Here is a 16,664-nt window from a genome sequence, read left to right on the forward strand (position 1 = left end):
CTCCTCCTCATCGCATCGCTTTCGCATCGTCGCCGACGCGACCCATGGGCCAAGACTAGAACGTGTTGCAATTCCGGTCAGCCACACCCTCGCGGCACTACGATTCCTGCACATGGCGCACGCTGATCTGGTCTTCACCGGGACCGTACTGACCGTCGACGAGTCGCGGCCAACCGCCGAGGCGCTCGCCGTCGCCGGCGGGCGCATCGTCGCGGTCGGCAGCCGGTCGGACATCGAGGCATATGTCGGCGCCGACACCCAGACCGTCGACGTCGGTGACGGCTGCGTCATGCCGGGATTCATTGAGGCGCACGGTCATCCGCTGATGGAGGCGCTGGCGCTCTCGGACCGCATCGTCGACATCCGGCCCGTCACGGTGCCCAACGCGGACGACGTCGTCGCCGCGGTGCGGCGCGAGGTCGCCGCCAGGGCAGCGGCCGGCGCCTACCTGAACGGCTGGGATCCGCTGCTGCAGGCCGGCCTGCCCCAGCCGACGCTGGCCTGGCTCGACGAGATCGCGCCGGGCGGGCCGCTGGTCATCATCCACAACTCCGGGCACAAGGCCTACTTCAACTCGCACGCGGCCGAGCGCGCCGGCCTGACCCGCGACACCCCCGATCCCAAGGGGGCGCGCTACGGGCGTGGCGCCGACGGCGAGCTCGACGGCAGCGCCGAGGAGATCGGCGCGGTGTTCCCGTTGCTGAGTGGGTCCATCGAGCCCACCAGCTACCCGGCGATGCTGCGCGACGAGTGCGTCCGGCTCAACCGCGCCGGGTTGACCACCTGCTCGGACATGGCGTTCGACCCGGCTTTCGGGCCGCTGCTGGCCGGCCTGCACGACGAGCTGACGGTGCGGCTGCGCACCTACGAGATGTCCAACCCGCAGATGTCCACCGCCGCGACACCGGGGGAGGGCGATGACATGGTGCGCCAGGTTGGCATCAAGATCTGGGTGGACGGCTCACCGTGGATCGGCAACATCGCGCTGTCCTTCCCCTACCTGGACACCGCCGCCACCCGCACGATCGGCGCGGCCGGTTCCTGCGGATGCGCCAACTACACCCGCGAACAGCTGGCCGAGATCGTCGAGGCCTACCTCCCGCTGGGCTGGCAGATGGCCTGCCACGTGCAGGGCGACGCCGGCGTGGACACCATCCTCGACGTCTACGACGAGGCGCTGCGGCGCCATCCGCGCGACGACCACCGGCTGCGGCTCGAGCACGTCGGCGCGATCCGGCCCGAGCAGCTGCGGCGCGCCGCCGGCCTCGGGGTCACCTGCAGCATCTTCGTCGACCAGATCCACTACTGGGGCGACATCATCGTCGACGGCTTGTTCGGGCCCGAGCGTGGATCCCGTTGGATGCCAGCGGGTTCCGCGGTGGCCACCGGAATGCGCATCTCGCTGCACAACGACCCGCCGGTCACGCCCGAGGAGCCCCTGCGCAACATCAGCGTCGCCGTGACGCGGATGGCGCCCAGCGGCCGGGTGCTGGCACCCGAGGAGCGGCTGACGGTCGAGCAGGCCATTCGCGCGCAGACCATCGACGCGGCGTGGCAGCTGTTCGCCGACGACGTGATCGGCTCGCTGGAGGTCGGCAAGTACGCCGACCTGGTGGTGCTCTCGGCCGACCCGCGGACCGTGCCGCCCGAGCGGATCGCCGACCTCGAGGTCCGCGCGACGTATCTGGCGGGCCGCCAGGTCTACGGCCGGTGAGGCCTCCCCTCGATGAGCTGCTGGATCGGCTGCACGTGGTCGCGCTGCCGATGCGGGTGCGGTTTCGCGGCATCACCACCCGCGAGGTCGCCCTGATCGAGGGCCCAGCGGGCTGGGGGGAGTTCGGCGCCTTCCTGGAGTACACGCCGCCCGAGGCGGCGCACTGGCTGGCGTCGGCGATCGAGGCCGCCTACCGCCGCCCGCCGCCGCCGCGGCGTGACCGCATCCCGATCAACGCCACCGTGCCGGCCGTCCCCGCCACCGCCGCCGCCGAGGTGCTGGCCCGGTTCCCCGGGGCGCGCACGGCCAAGGTGAAGGTTGCCGAGCCGGGCCAGACGCTGGCCGACGACGTCGACCGGGTCAACGCCGTGCGCGAGCTCGTGCCGACCGTCCGGGTGGACGCCAACGGCGGCTGGAGCGTCGAGCAGGCGGTGCGGGCGGCGGCCGCCCTGACCGCCGACGGCCCGCTGGAATACCTCGAACAACCCTGCGCGACCGTCGGCGAGCTCGCCGCGCTGCGCCGCCGGATCGACGTGCCGATCGCCGCCGACGAGAGCATCCGCAAGGCCGACGACCCGCTGGCTGTGGTCCGCGCCCGCGCCGCCGACGTCGCCGTGCTGAAAGTCGCGCCGCTGGGCGGTATTTCGGCCATGCTGTCGATCGCCGCCCAGATCGACATCCCCGTGGTGGTCTCCAGCGCCATCGATTCCGCGGTGGGCATCGCCGCGGGGCTGGCCGCCGCCGCGGCCCTGCCGGTGTTGCGCCACGCGTGCGGGCTGGGCACCGGCGGGCTGTTCGTCGAGGACGTGGCCGACGTCGCCGCCCCCGTCGACGGCGCCCTGGCGGTCGGCCCCGTCACGCCCGATCCGGCGCGGTTGCGGGCCCTCGCCGCGCCCCCGGAGCGGCGCCGGTGGTGGATCGACCGGGTCACGGCCTGCCACGCGCTGCTTGTACCGTCGACCGGGTGATCAACCTGGCTTACGACGACCGCGGCTCCGGGGAGCCGGTCGTGTTCATCAGCGGCCACGGCGGAGCCGGCCGGACCTGGCACCCGTATCAGGTCCCTGCGTTCCTGGAGGCCGGCTACCGCGTCATCACCTTCGACAACCGCGGGATCGGCGCCACCGAGAACGCGCAGGGGTTCACCACCCAGACCATGGTCGCCGACACCGCGGCCCTGATCGAGAGCCTCAACGCCGCGCCCGCCCGCGTCGTCGGGATGTCGATGGGGGCGTTCATCGCCCAGGAACTCATGCTCGCGCGGCCCGAGCTCGTCAGCTCGGCGGTGCTGATGGGCACCCGGGGCCGCATGGACAAGACCCGCGAGTTCTTCCGCGACGCCGAGGCCGAGCTGGCCGACGCAGGTGTCCAGGTGCCGAGCTCGTACGAGGCGAAAATCCGTCTGCTGGAAAACTTTTCACACAAGACGCTGAACGACGACGTCGCGGTGGCGGACTGGATCGCGATGTTTTCCATGTGGCCGGTCAAGTCCACCCCGGGAACGCGCTGCCAGCTGGACATCGCCCCCTACACCAACCGGCTGCCGGCCTACCGCAGCATCGCGACGCCGGTCCTGGTGATCGGCTTCTCCGACGACGTGCTGACGCCGCCCTACCTGGGGCGTGAGGTCGCCGACGCGCTGCCCAACGGCCGCTATGTGCAGATTCCCGACGCAGGCCACCTCGGGTTCTTCGAGCGCCCGGACGCCGTCAACGAGGCGGCGCTGAAGTTCTTCGCCGGCAACTGAGCCGGCAACCCGACGTCGGGCGACCGGCTCGCGGGTTGTGACAGGCTGTAGTGGTGAACCCCTCGACGACACAGGCGCGCGTCGTCGTCGACGAGCTGATTCGCGGCGGCGTCCGCGACGTGGTGTTGTGCCCCGGCTCGCGCAACGCGCCGCTTGCGTTCGCGCTGGCCGACGCCGACCGCGCCGGCCGGATCCGGCTACACGTCCGCATCGACGAGCGCACCGCGGGCTATCTGGCCATCGGGCTGGCGATCGCGGCGGGCGCCCCGGTGTGCGTCGCGATGACGTCGGGCACCGCCGTGGCCAACCTCGGGCCGGCCGTGGTGGAGGCGAACTACGCGCGGGTGCCGCTGATCGTGCTGTCGGCCAACCGGCCCTACGAAATGTTGGGCACCGGGGCCAATCAGACCATGGAGCAGCTGGGCTACTTCGGCACCCAGGTGCGCGCCGCCATCAGCCTGGGCCTGGCGGAGGACGCACCCGAACGGCTGGACGCCCTCAACGCCACCTGGCGCTCGGCGACGTGCCGAGTCCTGGTGGCCGCCACGGGATCTCGCACCGCCAACGCCGGCCCCGTGCAGTTCGACATCCCGCTGCGCGAACCGCTGGTGCCGGATCCCGAGCCCCGCGCCGCCGCGATCCCGCCGGGACGGCCCGGGGGACGGCCGTGGACCTACACGCCGCCGGTCACGTTCGACCAGCCGCTGGACATCGACCTGACTCCCGACACGGTCGTCATCGCCGGCCACGGCGCCGCCGCGCATCCCAACCTCGCGGAGTTGCCGACCGTCGCCGAGCCGACGGCACCCGCCCCCGCCAACCCCTTGCATCCGCTGGCCCTGCCGCTACTGCGCCCCAAGCAGGTGATCATGGTCGGCCGCCCGACCCTGCACCGGCCGGTGTCGGCGCTGCTGGCCAACCCCAAGGTGCCCGTGTACGCGCTGACCACCGGTCCGCGCTGGCCGGACGTCTCGGGCAACTCACAGGCCACCGGCACCCGGGCGGTCACCACCGGGACCCCGAGTCCGGCCTGGCTGAAGCGCTGCGCGGAGATCAACCGGCACGCTAATGAGGCGGTGCGCGGCCAACTCGGGGCGCACCCGCTCACCACCGGTCTGCACGTCGCGGCGGCCGTGGCCGACGCGCTGCGCCCGGGGGACCAGCTGGTGCTCGGCGCGTCCAACCCCGTCCGCGACGCCGCGCTGGTCGGCCTGGACACCCACGGCATCCGTGTCCGCTCCAATCGCGGGGTCGCGGGTATCGACGGCACCGTCTCCACCGCGATCGGGGCCGCTCTGGCACACGAGGGCTTCCACGAGGGCCGCACCGTGGCGCTGATCGGCGACCTGACGTTCGTCCACGACAGCTCCGGGCTGCTGATCGGCCCCACCGAGCCGACGCCGCGCCGGCTGACCATCGTGGTCTCCAACGACAACGGCGGCGGCATCTTCGAACTGCTCGAGCAGGGCGACCCACGGTTCTCCGACGTGTCCTCGCGCATATTCGGGACGCCGCACGACGTCGACGTCGGCGCGCTGTGCCGCGCCTATCACGTCGAGAGCCGCCAGATCGAGGTCGACCAGCTCAGCGCGGCCCTCGACGAGCCCGCGGCCGGCATGCAGGTGCTGGAGGTCAAGGCCGACCGGTCCTCGCTGCGACAGCTGCATGCCGCCATCAAGGCGGCCCTGTGAGCGCCTCGTGAACCACGCGAAAAGGCTGCTGCACATCCTGATTCACGGCCGCAGCGACCGGCCGCCGAACACCCCGGCCCGGATTGCGTTGCGCTGGGCCCGGATCGCGGTGTTGATCGTGACCGGCTTGGTCACGCTGCAGTCGGTCCTGCTGGTCGCCGGCGCCTGGCGCGACGACCTGGCGATCGGACACAACATGGGGGTGGCGCAGGCCGAGGTGCTCAGCGCGGGGCAGCGGCGCTCCACCATCGAATTCGTCACACCCGAGCGCGTCACGTACCGCCCCGAGCTCGGCGTGTTGTACCCGTCACATCTGGCCACCGGGATGCGAATCTACGTCGAGTACAACAAGGACGATCCCAATCTGGTTCGCGTGCAGCATCGCAATGCCGGGCTGTCCATCATCCCGGCGGGATCGATCGCGGTGGCGTGCTGGCTGGTCGCGGCGGTCCTGCTGGTCGGCCTGGCGCTGCTGGACAAGCTGCCGGACCGGCGCGTGGAGGCGTCCGACCAGCAGATTTCGCACGACGTATGCCCTTAGGAAACCTTGCCGAAAGTCGGCGCTGACACTGTGGTGTCGTGCGCGTTGCCATCGTCGCCGAATCGTTCCTGCCGGAAGTCAATGGTGTCAGCAACTCGGTGATCCGGGTCCTGGAGCATCTGCGCCGGACCGGCCACGAAGCTTTGGTCATCGCCCCGGACACCCCTCGCGGTGGCGTCCCGGCGGATCGCATCTACGACGGGATCCGGGTGCACCGGGTGCCCTCGCGCATGTTCCCCAAGGTGACCACGCTGCCGCTCGGTGTGCCCACGCCCCGGATGGTGAGCGTGCTGCGCGGATTCGACCCGCACGTCGTGCATCTGGCCTCGCCCGCCCTGCTGGGCTACGGCGGGGTCAAGGCTGCCCGCTGGCTGGGTGTGCCGACGGTGGCCGTGTACCAAACGGACGTACCGGGTTTCGCGGCGAGCTATGGCATTCCCATGACGGCGCGGGCGGCGTGGGCCTGGTTCCGCCACCTGCACAGCCTCGCCGACCGTACCCTGGCGCCGTCCAGTGTGACGATGGAATCACTTGTGGCGCACCGATTCCCGAGAGTGCATCGGTGGGCTCGTGGGGTTGACGTGCTGCGGTTCGCCCCGTCCGGGCGTGACGAGGCGCTGCGGCGCGGCTGGTCGCCGCACGGCAAGCCGATCGTGGGCTTCGTGGGCCGGCTGGCGCCCGAGAAGCACGTCGAGCGGCTCGTTCCGCTGGCGGCGCGCGGCGACGTGCAGCTCGTCATCGTCGGCGACGGCGTCGACCGCAGCAAGTTGCAAAAGGCCATGCCGACAGCGGTTTTCACGGGCGCACTGTATGGCGACGAGCTCGCCTCGGCGTACGCCAGCATGGACGTCTTCGTGCATCCCGGCGAGCACGAGACGTTCTGTCAAGTCGTGCAGGAAGCGCTGGCGTCGGGGTTGCCGGTTATCGCCCCCGACGCCGGCGGCCCACGCGACCTCGTCACGCCCTGGCGCACCGGTTTGTTACTCGGCGTCGACGAGTTCGAGGCGAAGTTGCCGGCCGCCGTCACCCATCTGATCGACCAACGCCAACGCTACGCACTGGCCGCCCGGCGCAGCGTGCTCGGCCGCAGCTGGCCCGTCATCTGCGACGAGCTGCTCGGCCACTACGAGGCGGTGCTCTCGCCGTTCACCCGCCGGCGACTGTTCGCCAAGCGGTACGCGCAGGGGGAGTGAGCAGCGGTCAGCCCTGCGCGAGTTCCGCGACGGGCTGCCATTCCTCCCACGTGCGGAGCCGGCTCGCGTAGTCGGCCTTGGCCGTCTCCAGCGGCGACGAGCCGAAAAACACACGCAGCGGCGGCTTCTCGGCGTCGACCACCCTCAGCAGCGCGGCCGCAGATGCCTCCGGATTGCCCGGGCTGGCCCAGCGCCTGCTGCGCTCGGCCTGCACGGCGGCGCGCACGTCGTCGTACGCCGGGAGCGGATCGGCATGCTTGGCCGAGTCCCCGGCCCAGTCGGTGTCGAAGCCACCCGGCTCGATCAACGTGACATGCACGCCGAACGGGGCGACCTCCTGGGCCAGCGCCTGCGAGAAGCCTTCCAGCGCCCACTTGGACGCGTGGTACATGCCGACCAACGGGAACGCGGTGATGCCCCCGATCGAAGAAACCTGGATGATGTGCCCGCTGCGCTGCTCGCGCAGGTACGGCAGCGCGGCCTGGGTGATCCACAGCGCCCCAAAGACATTCGTCTCGATCTGGTCGCGCGCCTCTTGCTCGGAGAGTTCCTCGACGAACCCGAACTGGCCGTAGCCCGCGTTGTTCACGACGATGTCGAGGCGCCCGAAGTGGTCGTGCGCCCGCTTGACCGCGGCGAAGTCCGCGTCCCGGTCGGTGACGTCCAACGGGATGGGCAACAGGGCGTCGCCGTACTTCTCGGCCAGGTCGTCCAGCGACGCCGTGTTGCGTGCGGTGGCGGCCACCTTGTCGCCGCGCTCCAGCGCCGCCGCGGCCCACGCCCGTCCGAAGCCCCGCGATGTACCGGTGATAAACCAAACTTTTTCAGTCACCCGTGTTGCAACGCCGATCCCGCCACCTAATTCCCTCCCGGGTAGCGTCTTCCTCATGAGTCGCGCGGCGTTGGACAAGGATCCCCGGGACGTCGCGTCGATGTTCGACGGCGTGGCCCGCCGCTACGACCTGACGAACACCGTGCTGTCGCTCGGCCAGGACCGCTTCTGGCGGAAGGCGACCCGGTCGGCGTTGGCGATCGGGCCGGGCCACAAGGTGCTGGACCTGGCCGCGGGCACCGCGGTGTCCACCGTCGAGTTGCAGAAGTCGGGTGCGTGGTGTGTGGCCGCCGATTTCTCGGTCGGGATGCTGGCGGCGGGGGCGGGGCGCGAGGTGCCCAAGGTCGGGGCCGACGCCACCCGGCTGCCGTTCGCGGACGGCGTATTCGACGCTGTGACAATCAGTTTCGGGCTGCGCAACGTGGTCAGCCCGCAGGCGGCGCTGCGCGAGATGGCGCGGGTCACCCGCCCGGGTGGCCGACTGGTGGTGTGCGAGTTCTCCACGCCCACCAACGGGCTGTTCGCCACCGCCTACAAGGAGTACTTGATGCGGGCGCTGCCGCGGGTGGCGCGGGCGGTGTCCAGCAACCCGGACGCCTACGTCTACCTGGCCGAGTCGATCAGGGCGTGGCCCGACCAGGCGGGCCTGGCGCGCGAGCTCAGCCGGGCCGGATGGGCGGGGGTGCGGTGGCGCAACCTAACCGGCGGCGTCGTAGCCCTTCACGCGGGCTACAAGCCCCTGCGTTGAGTGCGACCTAGTGGGCGCCGGCCCGCTGCACGAAGCCGATCTGGTCCGGGCAGTAGTGATCGACCGCGGCGCCGAGGAACTGGAACGCCTGGCCCTGGGTGGTGCCCCGCGGCAGGTTGTGCTGGATGAAATTGGCCGACTTGTACGGGTCGCCGTCGACGCCCCGGCCGATCCGGTCGCAGGTGATCTTGCCCAGCCACGCGAGCTGATCCTGCGGCTGGTAGATGCCGAACCCGTTGACGGTGTTCTTGAACGGGGCGTCGTAGTCGTTGGACGGCGGCGGCGAGGCGAGCGCGGGCGCGGCCAGCGCGACGGCGGCGGCGGCCAGGCCGCCGATAGTAGCCAGCTTCGTTCCCTTCATTAGCCGGACTATACACCGCTCGGCTGAACCGCGCGGAAAATCGTCGACGGCCGCGATCGTGCCGGAGCGCGGTCTTCGCAGGTCAATGACGGTGAGCGGGAACCTCAGCTGAACGGCACCCGGCGATCGAGCAGCCGGGACAGCCGCCCGCCGCCCCGCCAGGCGCGCGCCACCCAGTCGGCGTCCTCGTCGGTGACCAGGTTGGCCATCACCCGCACGGCGATCGTCATCAGCCTCGGGGAGCGCATCGCGATCGGCCCCGTCGTCGGGAGGAACCGCTGAAACGTCAGCAACAAGGCCAACCTGCGTGCGACCGAGAACCCCCGGCCGTAATGCTCCTGCAGCAGCGACGGCCACACCCGCGACAAGTCGCGGCAGTCCAGCAGCTCGGCGGCCAGCCGCCCCGTTTCCATCCCGTAGTCGATGCCCTCGCCGTTCAACGGGTTGACGCACGCCGCGGCGTCGCCGATCAGCATCCAGTTCGGCCCGGCCACCCCGGACACCGCGCCGCCCATCGGCAGCAGCGCCGAGGTCACCGCCCGCGGCGGCCCCTCGAAGCCCCACTCGTCGCGGCGCAGGTCGGTGTAGTGGTTGATCAGCGGCCGCAACGCCAGGTCGGCCGGCCGTTTCGTCGTCGACAACGCCCCGACGCCGATGTTCACCTCGCCGTTGCCGAGCGGGAAGATCCACCCGTAGCCGGGCAGCACTTTGTCCTTGGAGCCGTCGGGTCCGCGCAGCTCCAGGTGCGACGTCAGCCACGGGTCGTCGGCGCGCGGGGAGGCCAGGTACCCGCGGGCGGCGACGCCATACACCGTCTCCTGATGCCAACGCCGGCCCAGCTTGCGGCCCAGCGACGACCGGGCCCCGTCGGCGACGATCAGTTGGCGGCAACCCACCTCCGTGCCGTCGGCCAAGGCCAGCGACACCACTCGCCGCGACGAGTCATGATGCACCGCAACGGCTTTGGTGCCCAGCATCATCCGCGCGCCGGACTCCTCGGCGACCTTGCGGATCCGGTCGTCCAGCTCCAGGCGGGCCACCGCGCTGCCGGTCGAGGGAAACGACGGGCCCGGCCAGCCGACTTCCACCTCGCCGCCGAAACCGCTCATCCGCAGGCCCCGGTGCCGGATCCGGCTGTCCAGCCAATCGCCCAGGCCGAGGCGTTCGCACTCGGCGACCGCGCGCGGGGTCAGCCCGTCGCCGCACGCCTTGTCGCGGGGGAAGCTGGCGGAGTCGATGACCAGCACGTCGTTGCCCGCGCGCGCGGCCCACGCGGCGGCCGCCGAACCGGCGGGTCCGGCGCCCACGACCACCACGTCGGCTTTGGTCTCCACGCTCACCAGTATGTTGGTCGGGTGAGTACTCCGGCGACGGTGGTGGCGGGCGTTGACTTCGGTGACCCCGGGTTCGCCGCGACGGTGCGCGACGGCGTCGGGCGGATCGAGCAGCTCATGGACGCCGAGCTGCGCAGCGCCGACGAGGTGATGACCGACTCGCTGACGCACCTGTTCAAGGCCGGCGGCAAGCGGTTCCGCCCGCTGTTCACCGTGCTGTCCGCCCAGATCGGGCCGGACCCCGACGCGCACGAGGTGACCATCGCCGGTGCCGTCATCGAGATGGTGCACCTGGCGACGCTCTACCACGACGACGTGATGGACGAGGCCGAAGTGCGCCGCGGCGCGCCCACCGCGAACGTCCGCTGGGGCAACAACGTCGCCATCCTGGCCGGGGACTACCTGTTCGCCACCGCCTCGCGGCTGGTCTCGCTACTGGGACCGGAGGCGGTGCGGCTGATCGCCGAGACGTTCGCCCAGCTGGTGACGGGCCAGATGCGCGAGACGCGCGGGCTGACGGGGGCGGCCGAAGGCGCCGACCCCATCGAGCACTACCTGAAGGTGGTGTACGAGAAGACCGCCTGCCTGATTGCCGCGGCCGGCCGGTTCGGCGCCATGTTCTCGGGCGCCGAGACCGAGCAGGTCGAGCGGCTGAGCCGGCTCGGCGGCATCGTGGGCACCGCCTTCCAGATCTCCGACGACATCATCGACATCGACAGCGACTCACACGAGTCGGGCAAGCTGCCCGGCACCGACATCCGCGAAGGCGTGCACACCCTGCCGATGCTCTACGCGCTGCGCGAACCCGGGCCCGACGCGGCGCGGCTGCGCGAGCTGCTGGCCGGCCCTATCGACGACGACGACGCGGTGGCCGAGGCGCTCGCGCTGCTGCGGGCGTCCCCGGGCATGGCAAAGGCCAAGCACACGCTGGCGGAATACGCGGCGCAGGCGCGCGACGAGCTGGCCCTGTTGCCCGACCTTCCCGGACGGCGCGCGCTGCAAACGCTGGTCGACTACACCATCAGCCGGCACGGCTAGCGCGTCGTGGAACCCCGAAGGTCATCTCGCGCGTTCAATTGACAGCAGTCAAGCAATGATCGTGCTCTAGGAGGACACCGATGACCTGGCATCCGCATGCCAACAGGGCCAAGACCTTCTTCCTGCTGGTCGGAATGTCCGCGTTGATCGTGTTTGTCGGATCGCTGTTCGGCAGGACGGCCATGTTCCTCGCGGTGCTGTTCGCCATCGGGATGAACATCTACACGTACTACAACAGCGACAAGCTCGCGCTGCGCGCGATGCACGCCCAACCCGTGTCCGAGCTGCAGGCGCCGGCGATGTACCGGATCGTTCGTGAGCTCGCCACCGCCGCGCACCAGCCGATGCCCCGGCTGTACATCAGCGACACCAACGCGCCCAACGCCTTCGCGACCGGCCGCAACCCGCGCAACGCCGCCGTGTGCTGCACCACCGGCATCTTGGGGATCCTCAACGAGCGTGAGCTGCGTGCGGTGCTGGGCCACGAGCTCTCCCACGTCTACAACCGCGACATCCTGATCTCGTGCATCGCCGGCGCGATGGCGTCGGTCATCACCGCGCTGTCCTACATGGCAATGTTCTTCGGCGGCAACCGCGACGAAGAGGGCAATCCCTTTGCGCTGCTGTTCGTTTCGCTGCTGGGTCCGATCGCCGCCACGGTGGTGCGGCTGGCGGTGTCCCGGTCGCGGGAGTACCAGGCCGACGAGTCGGGCGCGGTGTTGACGGGCGATCCGCTGGCCCTGGCGTCGGCGCTGCGCAAGATCTCGGGCGGTGTCCAGGCCGCCCCGTTGCCGCCGGAGCCGCAGCTGGCCAGCCAGGCGCACCTGATGATCGCCAACCCGTTCCGCGCGGGCGAGCGAATCGGGTCGCTGTTCTCGACGCACCCGCCGATCGAGGACCGCATCCGCCGGCTGGAGGCGATGGCACGCGGTTAGTCCCACGGGGCCGTCGCGAGCCTAACCTGGCTGCGAAGTTTTGCCGTCAAAATCGCAGTGACGTTAGGCTCGCGAGCCGGCCCCAATCACGCTGCGGCTTCAGGTCTTTCGGCTTCGACGGTCTCGCGCGCATGCTGGCGGGGAGCATGGCCCGTCTCGAGCCTTCCCCGGATGTGGACCGTGCCGCCGTTGGCCTCGTGCTGGCGCTGCCAGTCGCCGATCGCCTGGTGCGCCGCGTGATCCAGGTAGTGCACCGACACCTCCACCGTGACGACGGTTCCGCCGGGGATGGACGAGAGCACCCGCGTCAACCGGGGGAGCGCGAGAAACGTGCACGCCGCGCCCTCGATCACCACCTGCCACTCGCCGTCGACCGGCTCGGCCTCGACCTTGGCCCTGATCACCCGCCAACCGGTCAGCGCGATGGCCAGCGCCAGGCCGATCATCACCCCGTGCAGCAGGTTGAGGAAGACGACGCTGACGGCGGTCACGACGTAGACGGCCAGATCGCCGTGCTTCATCGCGGTTTCGATGTGGGCCGGCTTGAGCAGCTGAATGCCGATCACGATGAGCAGCCCCGCGAGCGCGGCGGTGGGGATCTCGTCGACCAGACCGGCGAACGGGATGGTGAACAGCAGGATCCATACGCCGTGCAGGAAGGCCGAGGCGCGCGATTTGGCGCCGGCGTTGACGTTCGTCGAGCTGCGGACGATGACGCCGGTGATCGGCAGCCCGCCGATGGTGCCCGACGCGATGTTGGCGGCGCCCTGCCCGACCAACTCGCGGTTGAAGTCGGTGCGGGGCCCGTTGTGCATGCGGTCGACCGACACCGCGGACAGCAGGCTCTCGACGCTGGCGATGAGCGCGACGGTGATCACCCCGATCGCGAGCGCACCCCAGTTGCCGTGCGGAATGTCGGGCAGCTGCAACGCGTCCAGCGGCGATCCTTCGAGGTCGATCCGGCGCACGTGGAACGGGAAGACGACCGACACCACGGTCGCGGCCACGATCGCGACCAATGGCCCCGGAACGCGCCGCACCTTGGCCGGAACCCACCGCCACGCGACGAGGATGGCGATCACCAATGCGCCGAGGATGACCCCGGGCCGGTGCGCGTCGACGATCTGGCCCGGCAGCCCGATGACGTTGTGCCAGGCGGTGCTCTTGGACTTTCCGCCCAGCAGTACGTGCGCCTGCTGCAGGGCGATCGTGATGCCGATGCCGGCCAGCATTGCGTGCACCACCACCGGTGAGATGGCCAGCGCCGCCCGCGCGACGCGGCTGAGTCCCAGCAGCACCTGCAGGACGCCCGCGGCCACGGTGATCAAACACGTTACGCCCCAACCGAAGTCGGATACCAAGTCGGCGACGACGACGGTCAGGCCGGCCGCGGGGCCGCTGACTTGCAGTGGCGACCCGCCGATGGCGCCGACGACGATCCCGCCGACGATCGCGGCGATGAGCCCGGCGAGCACCGGGGCGTTGGAGGCGATCGCGATCCCCAACGACAACGGGAGCGCGACCAGGAAGACCACCAGCGACGCGGGCAGATCGTGCCGGACGATCGATCGCAACCGGTCCCTGCGTGATTCGTTGCCCTGGTCGTGAGGTTGATTGCCGAGCTCTTCGCTGTTCTGCATCGGGCGCGTCCCTCGTTAGGCGTTTGCGGGGGATGTTCCGATAGCCGCCCCTGTTGCGCTGCATTACGTCGTCGTAAACTCTTGACGCACAAACGGTTACGACCCGGCCGGACCCACAGGATCATGGCCGGGAATCCCTGGCTGCCTCTCGACCGTATTTTGCTGGCAAACCCCGGTCAAGCGGACGGGCCCGGCCCATATCGAATGCAAAGATTTGAATTCCGCGCCGGCGGAAGCCCAGGTCAGAACCCCGAGCCGTAGACCTCGTGCCCGGGCACCTCGACCATCAGGCCGCGGTAGGCATCCTCGACGGTCGAACCGTGGTTGATCACGGCATCGACTTCGCGGGCGATCGGCATGTTCAGGCCGAACTCGTTGGCGAACTCCATGATCACGCTGGCGGCCTTGACACCCTCGGCGACCTGGTTCATCGAGCCGATGATCTCGTCGATCGGCTTGCCGGCGCCCAGTTGCTCCCCCACGTGGCGGTTGCGGCTGCGCTGGCTGGTGCACGTCACGATGAGGTCGCCGAGGCCGGCCAGGCCGGGGAAGGTGTCGGGGTTGCCGCCGACGGCCACGCCCAGTTTCGTCATCTCGCGCAGCGCGCGGGCGATCACCAGGGCGCGGGTGTTCTCCCCGATGCCCAGCGAGTAGCCCATCCCGACCGAGATGGCGTAGACGTTCTTCAGCGCCCCGGCCATCTCCACCCCGATCACGTCGTCGGTGGTGTACACGCGGAATCGGCGAGTGCGGAACAGCCCGGACAGCCGGGTCGCCAGATGCTGGTCGGGCATGGCCAGCACCGCCGCCGCGGCATAGCCCTCGCCGACCTCGCGGGCGATGTTCGGCCCCGCCAGGATGCCCGCCGGGTGGCCGGGCAGTATCTCCTCGATGATCTGCGACATCCGCATGTTGGTGCCCTGCTCGAGCCCCTTGACCAGGGACACCACCGGCACCCACGGCCGCAGTTCCATCGCGAGCTCGGTCAGCACCCCCCGGAACCCGTGCGAGGGCACGCCCATGACAACGACGTCGGCGCAGCTGGCCGCCTCGGTGAAGTCGGTGGTGGCGCGCAGGGTGTCACTCAGCACCGCCTCGTCGCCGAGGTAGCGGCTGTTGCGGTGATTCTCGTTGATGTCCTTCGCGGTCTCCTCCGAGCGCACCCACTGCAGCGTCGGTCCGCGGCGCGCGCAGATGGACGCCACTGTGGTTCCCCAGGAACCGCCACCGAGGACAACGACGTTGGGTTCGCGCGTCTGCACTGCCATGGCGATCAGCGTATTGCCGACACCTCAGATTTAGTAGCAGTTCACGAACTTCGCCGGCGGCCGGATCGCGCTCAGCCCGCCAGGGGCGTCCGGTCGGATGCCCGGCCGAACACCATCGCCTCCTCGACGCGGTCGAAGCGGTAGTCGATGGCGTCGGCGAGGTAGTTCTGCCGCACGTTCCACGGCCGCTTGGTGCCCGATTTCGGCAGCGCGTGCACCGACCGCAGCACGTATCCGGCGTTGATGTCCCAGGACGGCTTCTCGGTCATCGGCTCGTTGCCGCGGTGCGGGTAGGCGTGGGTGTAGCCGTGAGAGGTCATGTGCGCCAGCAGCTTCGCGGTGGCCCGGGCGGTGATGTCGGCGCGCAGCGTCCACGACGCGTTGGTGTAGCCGACGCACCAGAACAGGTTGGGCACGTCCTCGAGCATGTGCGCCTTGTAGACGAAGCGGTCGTTGGTCTTGATCTCGGTGCCGTCCAGGCTGATCGCGGTCCCGCCCAGCGCCTGCAGCTGCAGGCCGGTGGCGGTGACGACGATGTCGGCGTCGAGGTGCCCGCCGGATTTCAGCGCGATACCGCCGGTGTCGAAATGGTCGATGTGGTCGGTGACCACCTCGGCGCGGCCGGCGGTGATGGCGTTGTACAGGTCCGCGTCCGGGATCAGGCACATCCGCTGGTCCCACGGGTTGTAGCGCGGCTTGAAGTGGGTGTCGACGTCGTAGCCCTCGGGCAGGCTGGCGATCGCCTTGCGCCGCAGCAGCGATCGCACCAGCCCCGGCGCCTTGCGGGACAGGGCGAAGAACACCGCCTCGGTCAGCGCGCTGTACATCCGGACGACGAGGTGGGCCGGCTTGCGCGGCAGCACTTTACGCGCGAGGGCGGCGACCTTGCCGTACTTGGACGCCGAGATGAGATACGTCGGCGACCGCTGCAGCATGGTCACTTTGGCGGCCCGGTCCGACAGCGACGGGAGCAGCGTGACCGCGGTGGCCCCGCTGCCGATCACCACCACCTTCTTGCCGGTGTAGTCCAGGTCTTCCGGCCAGTGCTGGGGATGCACCACGGTGCCGCCGAACGCTTCGATGCCCGGGAAGTCGGGGGTGTACCCCTCGTCGTAGTTGTAGTAGCCGCTGCCGAAGAACAGGAACCGGCCGCGGTAGAGCCGCTGCGCGCCGTCCTGCTCGACGGTGACCGTCCAGGTGTCGGTGGACGAATCCCAATCGGCCGAGCGGACGTAGCTGTGGAACCGGATGTGGCGATCGATGCCGTACTTGCGCGCCGTGGCGACCAGGTACTCGCGGATGTGGACGCCGTCGGCGACACCCTCCTTGCGGGTCCACGGCTCGAACGGGAAGGACAGCGTGAAGATGCTGCTGTCCGAACGCACGCCGGGGTAGCGGAACAGGTCCCACGTGCCGCCGATCTGCGCGCGCCGCTCCAGGATGGTGTAGGTCAGCCCCGGGTTGCGCTCGCTGATCCGGTATGCCGCATCGATGCCGGAGATGCCGGCGCCGACGATGATGACGTCGGAGTAGTCGGCCTCGCTAGGGGTCATCGTGAACCTCGCTCACATTGTGGGACTGGTCACTACATTAGGCACCCACCGGTTGGCCGGGCCAGTAAT

Annotated in this window: 15 protein-coding genes; 9 read left to right on the forward strand and 6 right to left on the reverse strand. The window is 70.1% G+C overall.

Annotated elements, in window-relative coordinates:
* Window positions 1-112 precede the first annotated feature (112 nt).
* Genes BST44_RS07270 through BST44_RS07295 form a run of 6 tightly spaced genes read left to right on the forward strand, consistent with a single transcriptional unit; the run spans window position 113 to window position 6,886 of the window.
* Complete coding sequence (locus tag BST44_RS07270; RefSeq protein ID WP_083176183.1) at window positions 113-1,714, forward strand: amidohydrolase; 1,602 nt, start codon at window positions 113-115, stop codon at window positions 1,712-1,714.
* Window positions 1,711-2,682: an o-succinylbenzoate synthase gene (locus tag BST44_RS07275; protein ID WP_083176185.1), complete on the forward strand. Its 972-nt coding sequence runs from the start codon at window positions 1,711-1,713 to the stop codon at window positions 2,680-2,682. Before BST44_RS07270 ends, BST44_RS07275 begins: the two co-directional genes overlap by 4 nt.
* Complete coding sequence (locus BST44_RS07280) at window positions 2,679-3,461, forward strand: alpha/beta fold hydrolase (protein ID WP_083176187.1); 783 nt, start codon at window positions 2,679-2,681, stop codon at window positions 3,459-3,461. The genes BST44_RS07275 and BST44_RS07280 overlap by 4 nt, the downstream gene beginning before the upstream one ends.
* 53 nt (window positions 3,462-3,514) lie before the next feature.
* Window positions 3,515-5,152: a 2-succinyl-5-enolpyruvyl-6-hydroxy-3-cyclohexene-1-carboxylic-acid synthase gene (gene menD / locus BST44_RS07285; protein WP_083176367.1), complete on the forward strand. Its 1,638-nt coding sequence runs from the start codon at window positions 3,515-3,517 to the stop codon at window positions 5,150-5,152.
* Window positions 5,127-5,693: a DUF3592 domain-containing protein gene (locus BST44_RS07290; RefSeq protein ID WP_083176189.1), complete on the forward strand. Its 567-nt coding sequence runs from the start codon at window positions 5,127-5,129 to the stop codon at window positions 5,691-5,693. Before menD ends, BST44_RS07290 begins: the two co-directional genes overlap by 26 nt.
* 38 nt (window positions 5,694-5,731) lie before the next feature.
* The gene (locus tag BST44_RS07295; RefSeq protein ID WP_083176191.1) at window positions 5,732-6,886 is read left to right on the forward strand and encodes a glycosyltransferase family 4 protein; all 1,155 of its coding nucleotides are present in this window, start codon (window positions 5,732-5,734) and stop codon (window positions 6,884-6,886) included.
* A gap of 7 nt (window positions 6,887-6,893) precedes the next feature.
* Here BST44_RS07295 and BST44_RS07300 read toward each other — a convergent pair whose 3' ends face one another.
* Complete coding sequence (locus tag BST44_RS07300; RefSeq protein ID WP_083176193.1) at window positions 6,894-7,718, reverse strand: SDR family oxidoreductase; 825 nt, start codon at window positions 7,716-7,718, stop codon at window positions 6,894-6,896.
* 55 nt (window positions 7,719-7,773) lie between these two features.
* Here BST44_RS07300 and BST44_RS07305 point away from each other — a divergent pair, with 55 nt between their 5' ends.
* Window positions 7,774-8,466, forward strand: a complete 693-nt coding sequence (locus BST44_RS07305) for a demethylmenaquinone methyltransferase (protein ID WP_083176195.1) — start codon at window positions 7,774-7,776, stop codon at window positions 8,464-8,466.
* Between the two features lie 7 nt (window positions 8,467-8,473).
* Here BST44_RS07305 and BST44_RS07310 read toward each other — a convergent pair whose 3' ends face one another.
* The gene (locus tag BST44_RS07310) at window positions 8,474-8,827 is read right to left on the reverse strand and encodes a DUF732 domain-containing protein (RefSeq protein ID WP_083176196.1); all 354 of its coding nucleotides are present in this window, start codon (window positions 8,825-8,827) and stop codon (window positions 8,474-8,476) included.
* 104 nt (window positions 8,828-8,931) lie between these two features.
* On the reverse strand, window positions 8,932-10,167 hold the full coding sequence (menJ, locus tag BST44_RS07315; RefSeq protein ID WP_167380167.1) for a menaquinone reductase MenJ: 1,236 nt from the start codon (window positions 10,165-10,167) through the stop codon (window positions 8,932-8,934).
* Between the two features lie 15 nt (window positions 10,168-10,182).
* Here menJ and grcC1 point away from each other — a divergent pair, with 15 nt between their 5' ends.
* Both grcC1 and htpX read left to right on the forward strand, forming a co-directional pair.
* Window positions 10,183-11,199 carry a nonaprenyl/(2E,6E)-farnesyl/geranylgeranyl diphosphat synthase gene (gene grcC1, locus BST44_RS07320; RefSeq protein ID WP_083176198.1) on the forward strand — a complete coding sequence of 339 codons (1,017 nt, stop codon included), beginning with the start codon at window positions 10,183-10,185 and terminating at the stop codon, window positions 11,197-11,199.
* An 80-nt stretch (window positions 11,200-11,279) separates the two neighbouring features.
* Window positions 11,280-12,134, forward strand: a complete 855-nt coding sequence (gene htpX / locus BST44_RS07325; protein ID WP_083176200.1) for a zinc metalloprotease HtpX — start codon at window positions 11,280-11,282, stop codon at window positions 12,132-12,134.
* A gap of 86 nt (window positions 12,135-12,220) precedes the next feature.
* Here htpX and BST44_RS07330 read toward each other — a convergent pair whose 3' ends face one another.
* The 3 genes from BST44_RS07330 to BST44_RS07340 all read right to left on the reverse strand — a co-directional run bounded on the left by BST44_RS07330 (window position 12,221) and on the right by BST44_RS07340 (window position 16,595).
* Entirely contained in the window at window positions 12,221-13,774 is a 1,554-nt protein-coding gene (locus tag BST44_RS07330; RefSeq protein ID WP_083176202.1) for a SulP family inorganic anion transporter, read from the reverse strand.
* A gap of 242 nt (window positions 13,775-14,016) precedes the next feature.
* Complete coding sequence (locus BST44_RS07335; protein ID WP_083176204.1) at window positions 14,017-15,042, reverse strand: NAD(P)H-dependent glycerol-3-phosphate dehydrogenase; 1,026 nt, start codon at window positions 15,040-15,042, stop codon at window positions 14,017-14,019.
* A gap of 71 nt (window positions 15,043-15,113) precedes the next feature.
* A complete protein-coding gene (locus BST44_RS07340; protein WP_083176206.1) occupies window positions 15,114-16,595 on the reverse strand; it encodes a flavin-containing monooxygenase in 1,482 nt (493 codons plus the stop codon).
* Between the last annotated feature and the right edge of the window lie 69 nt (window positions 16,596-16,664).

The organism is Mycobacterium scrofulaceum, assembly GCF_002086735.1.
In the GTDB taxonomy this organism is placed as follows: domain Bacteria; phylum Actinomycetota; class Actinomycetes; order Mycobacteriales; family Mycobacteriaceae; genus Mycobacterium; species Mycobacterium scrofulaceum.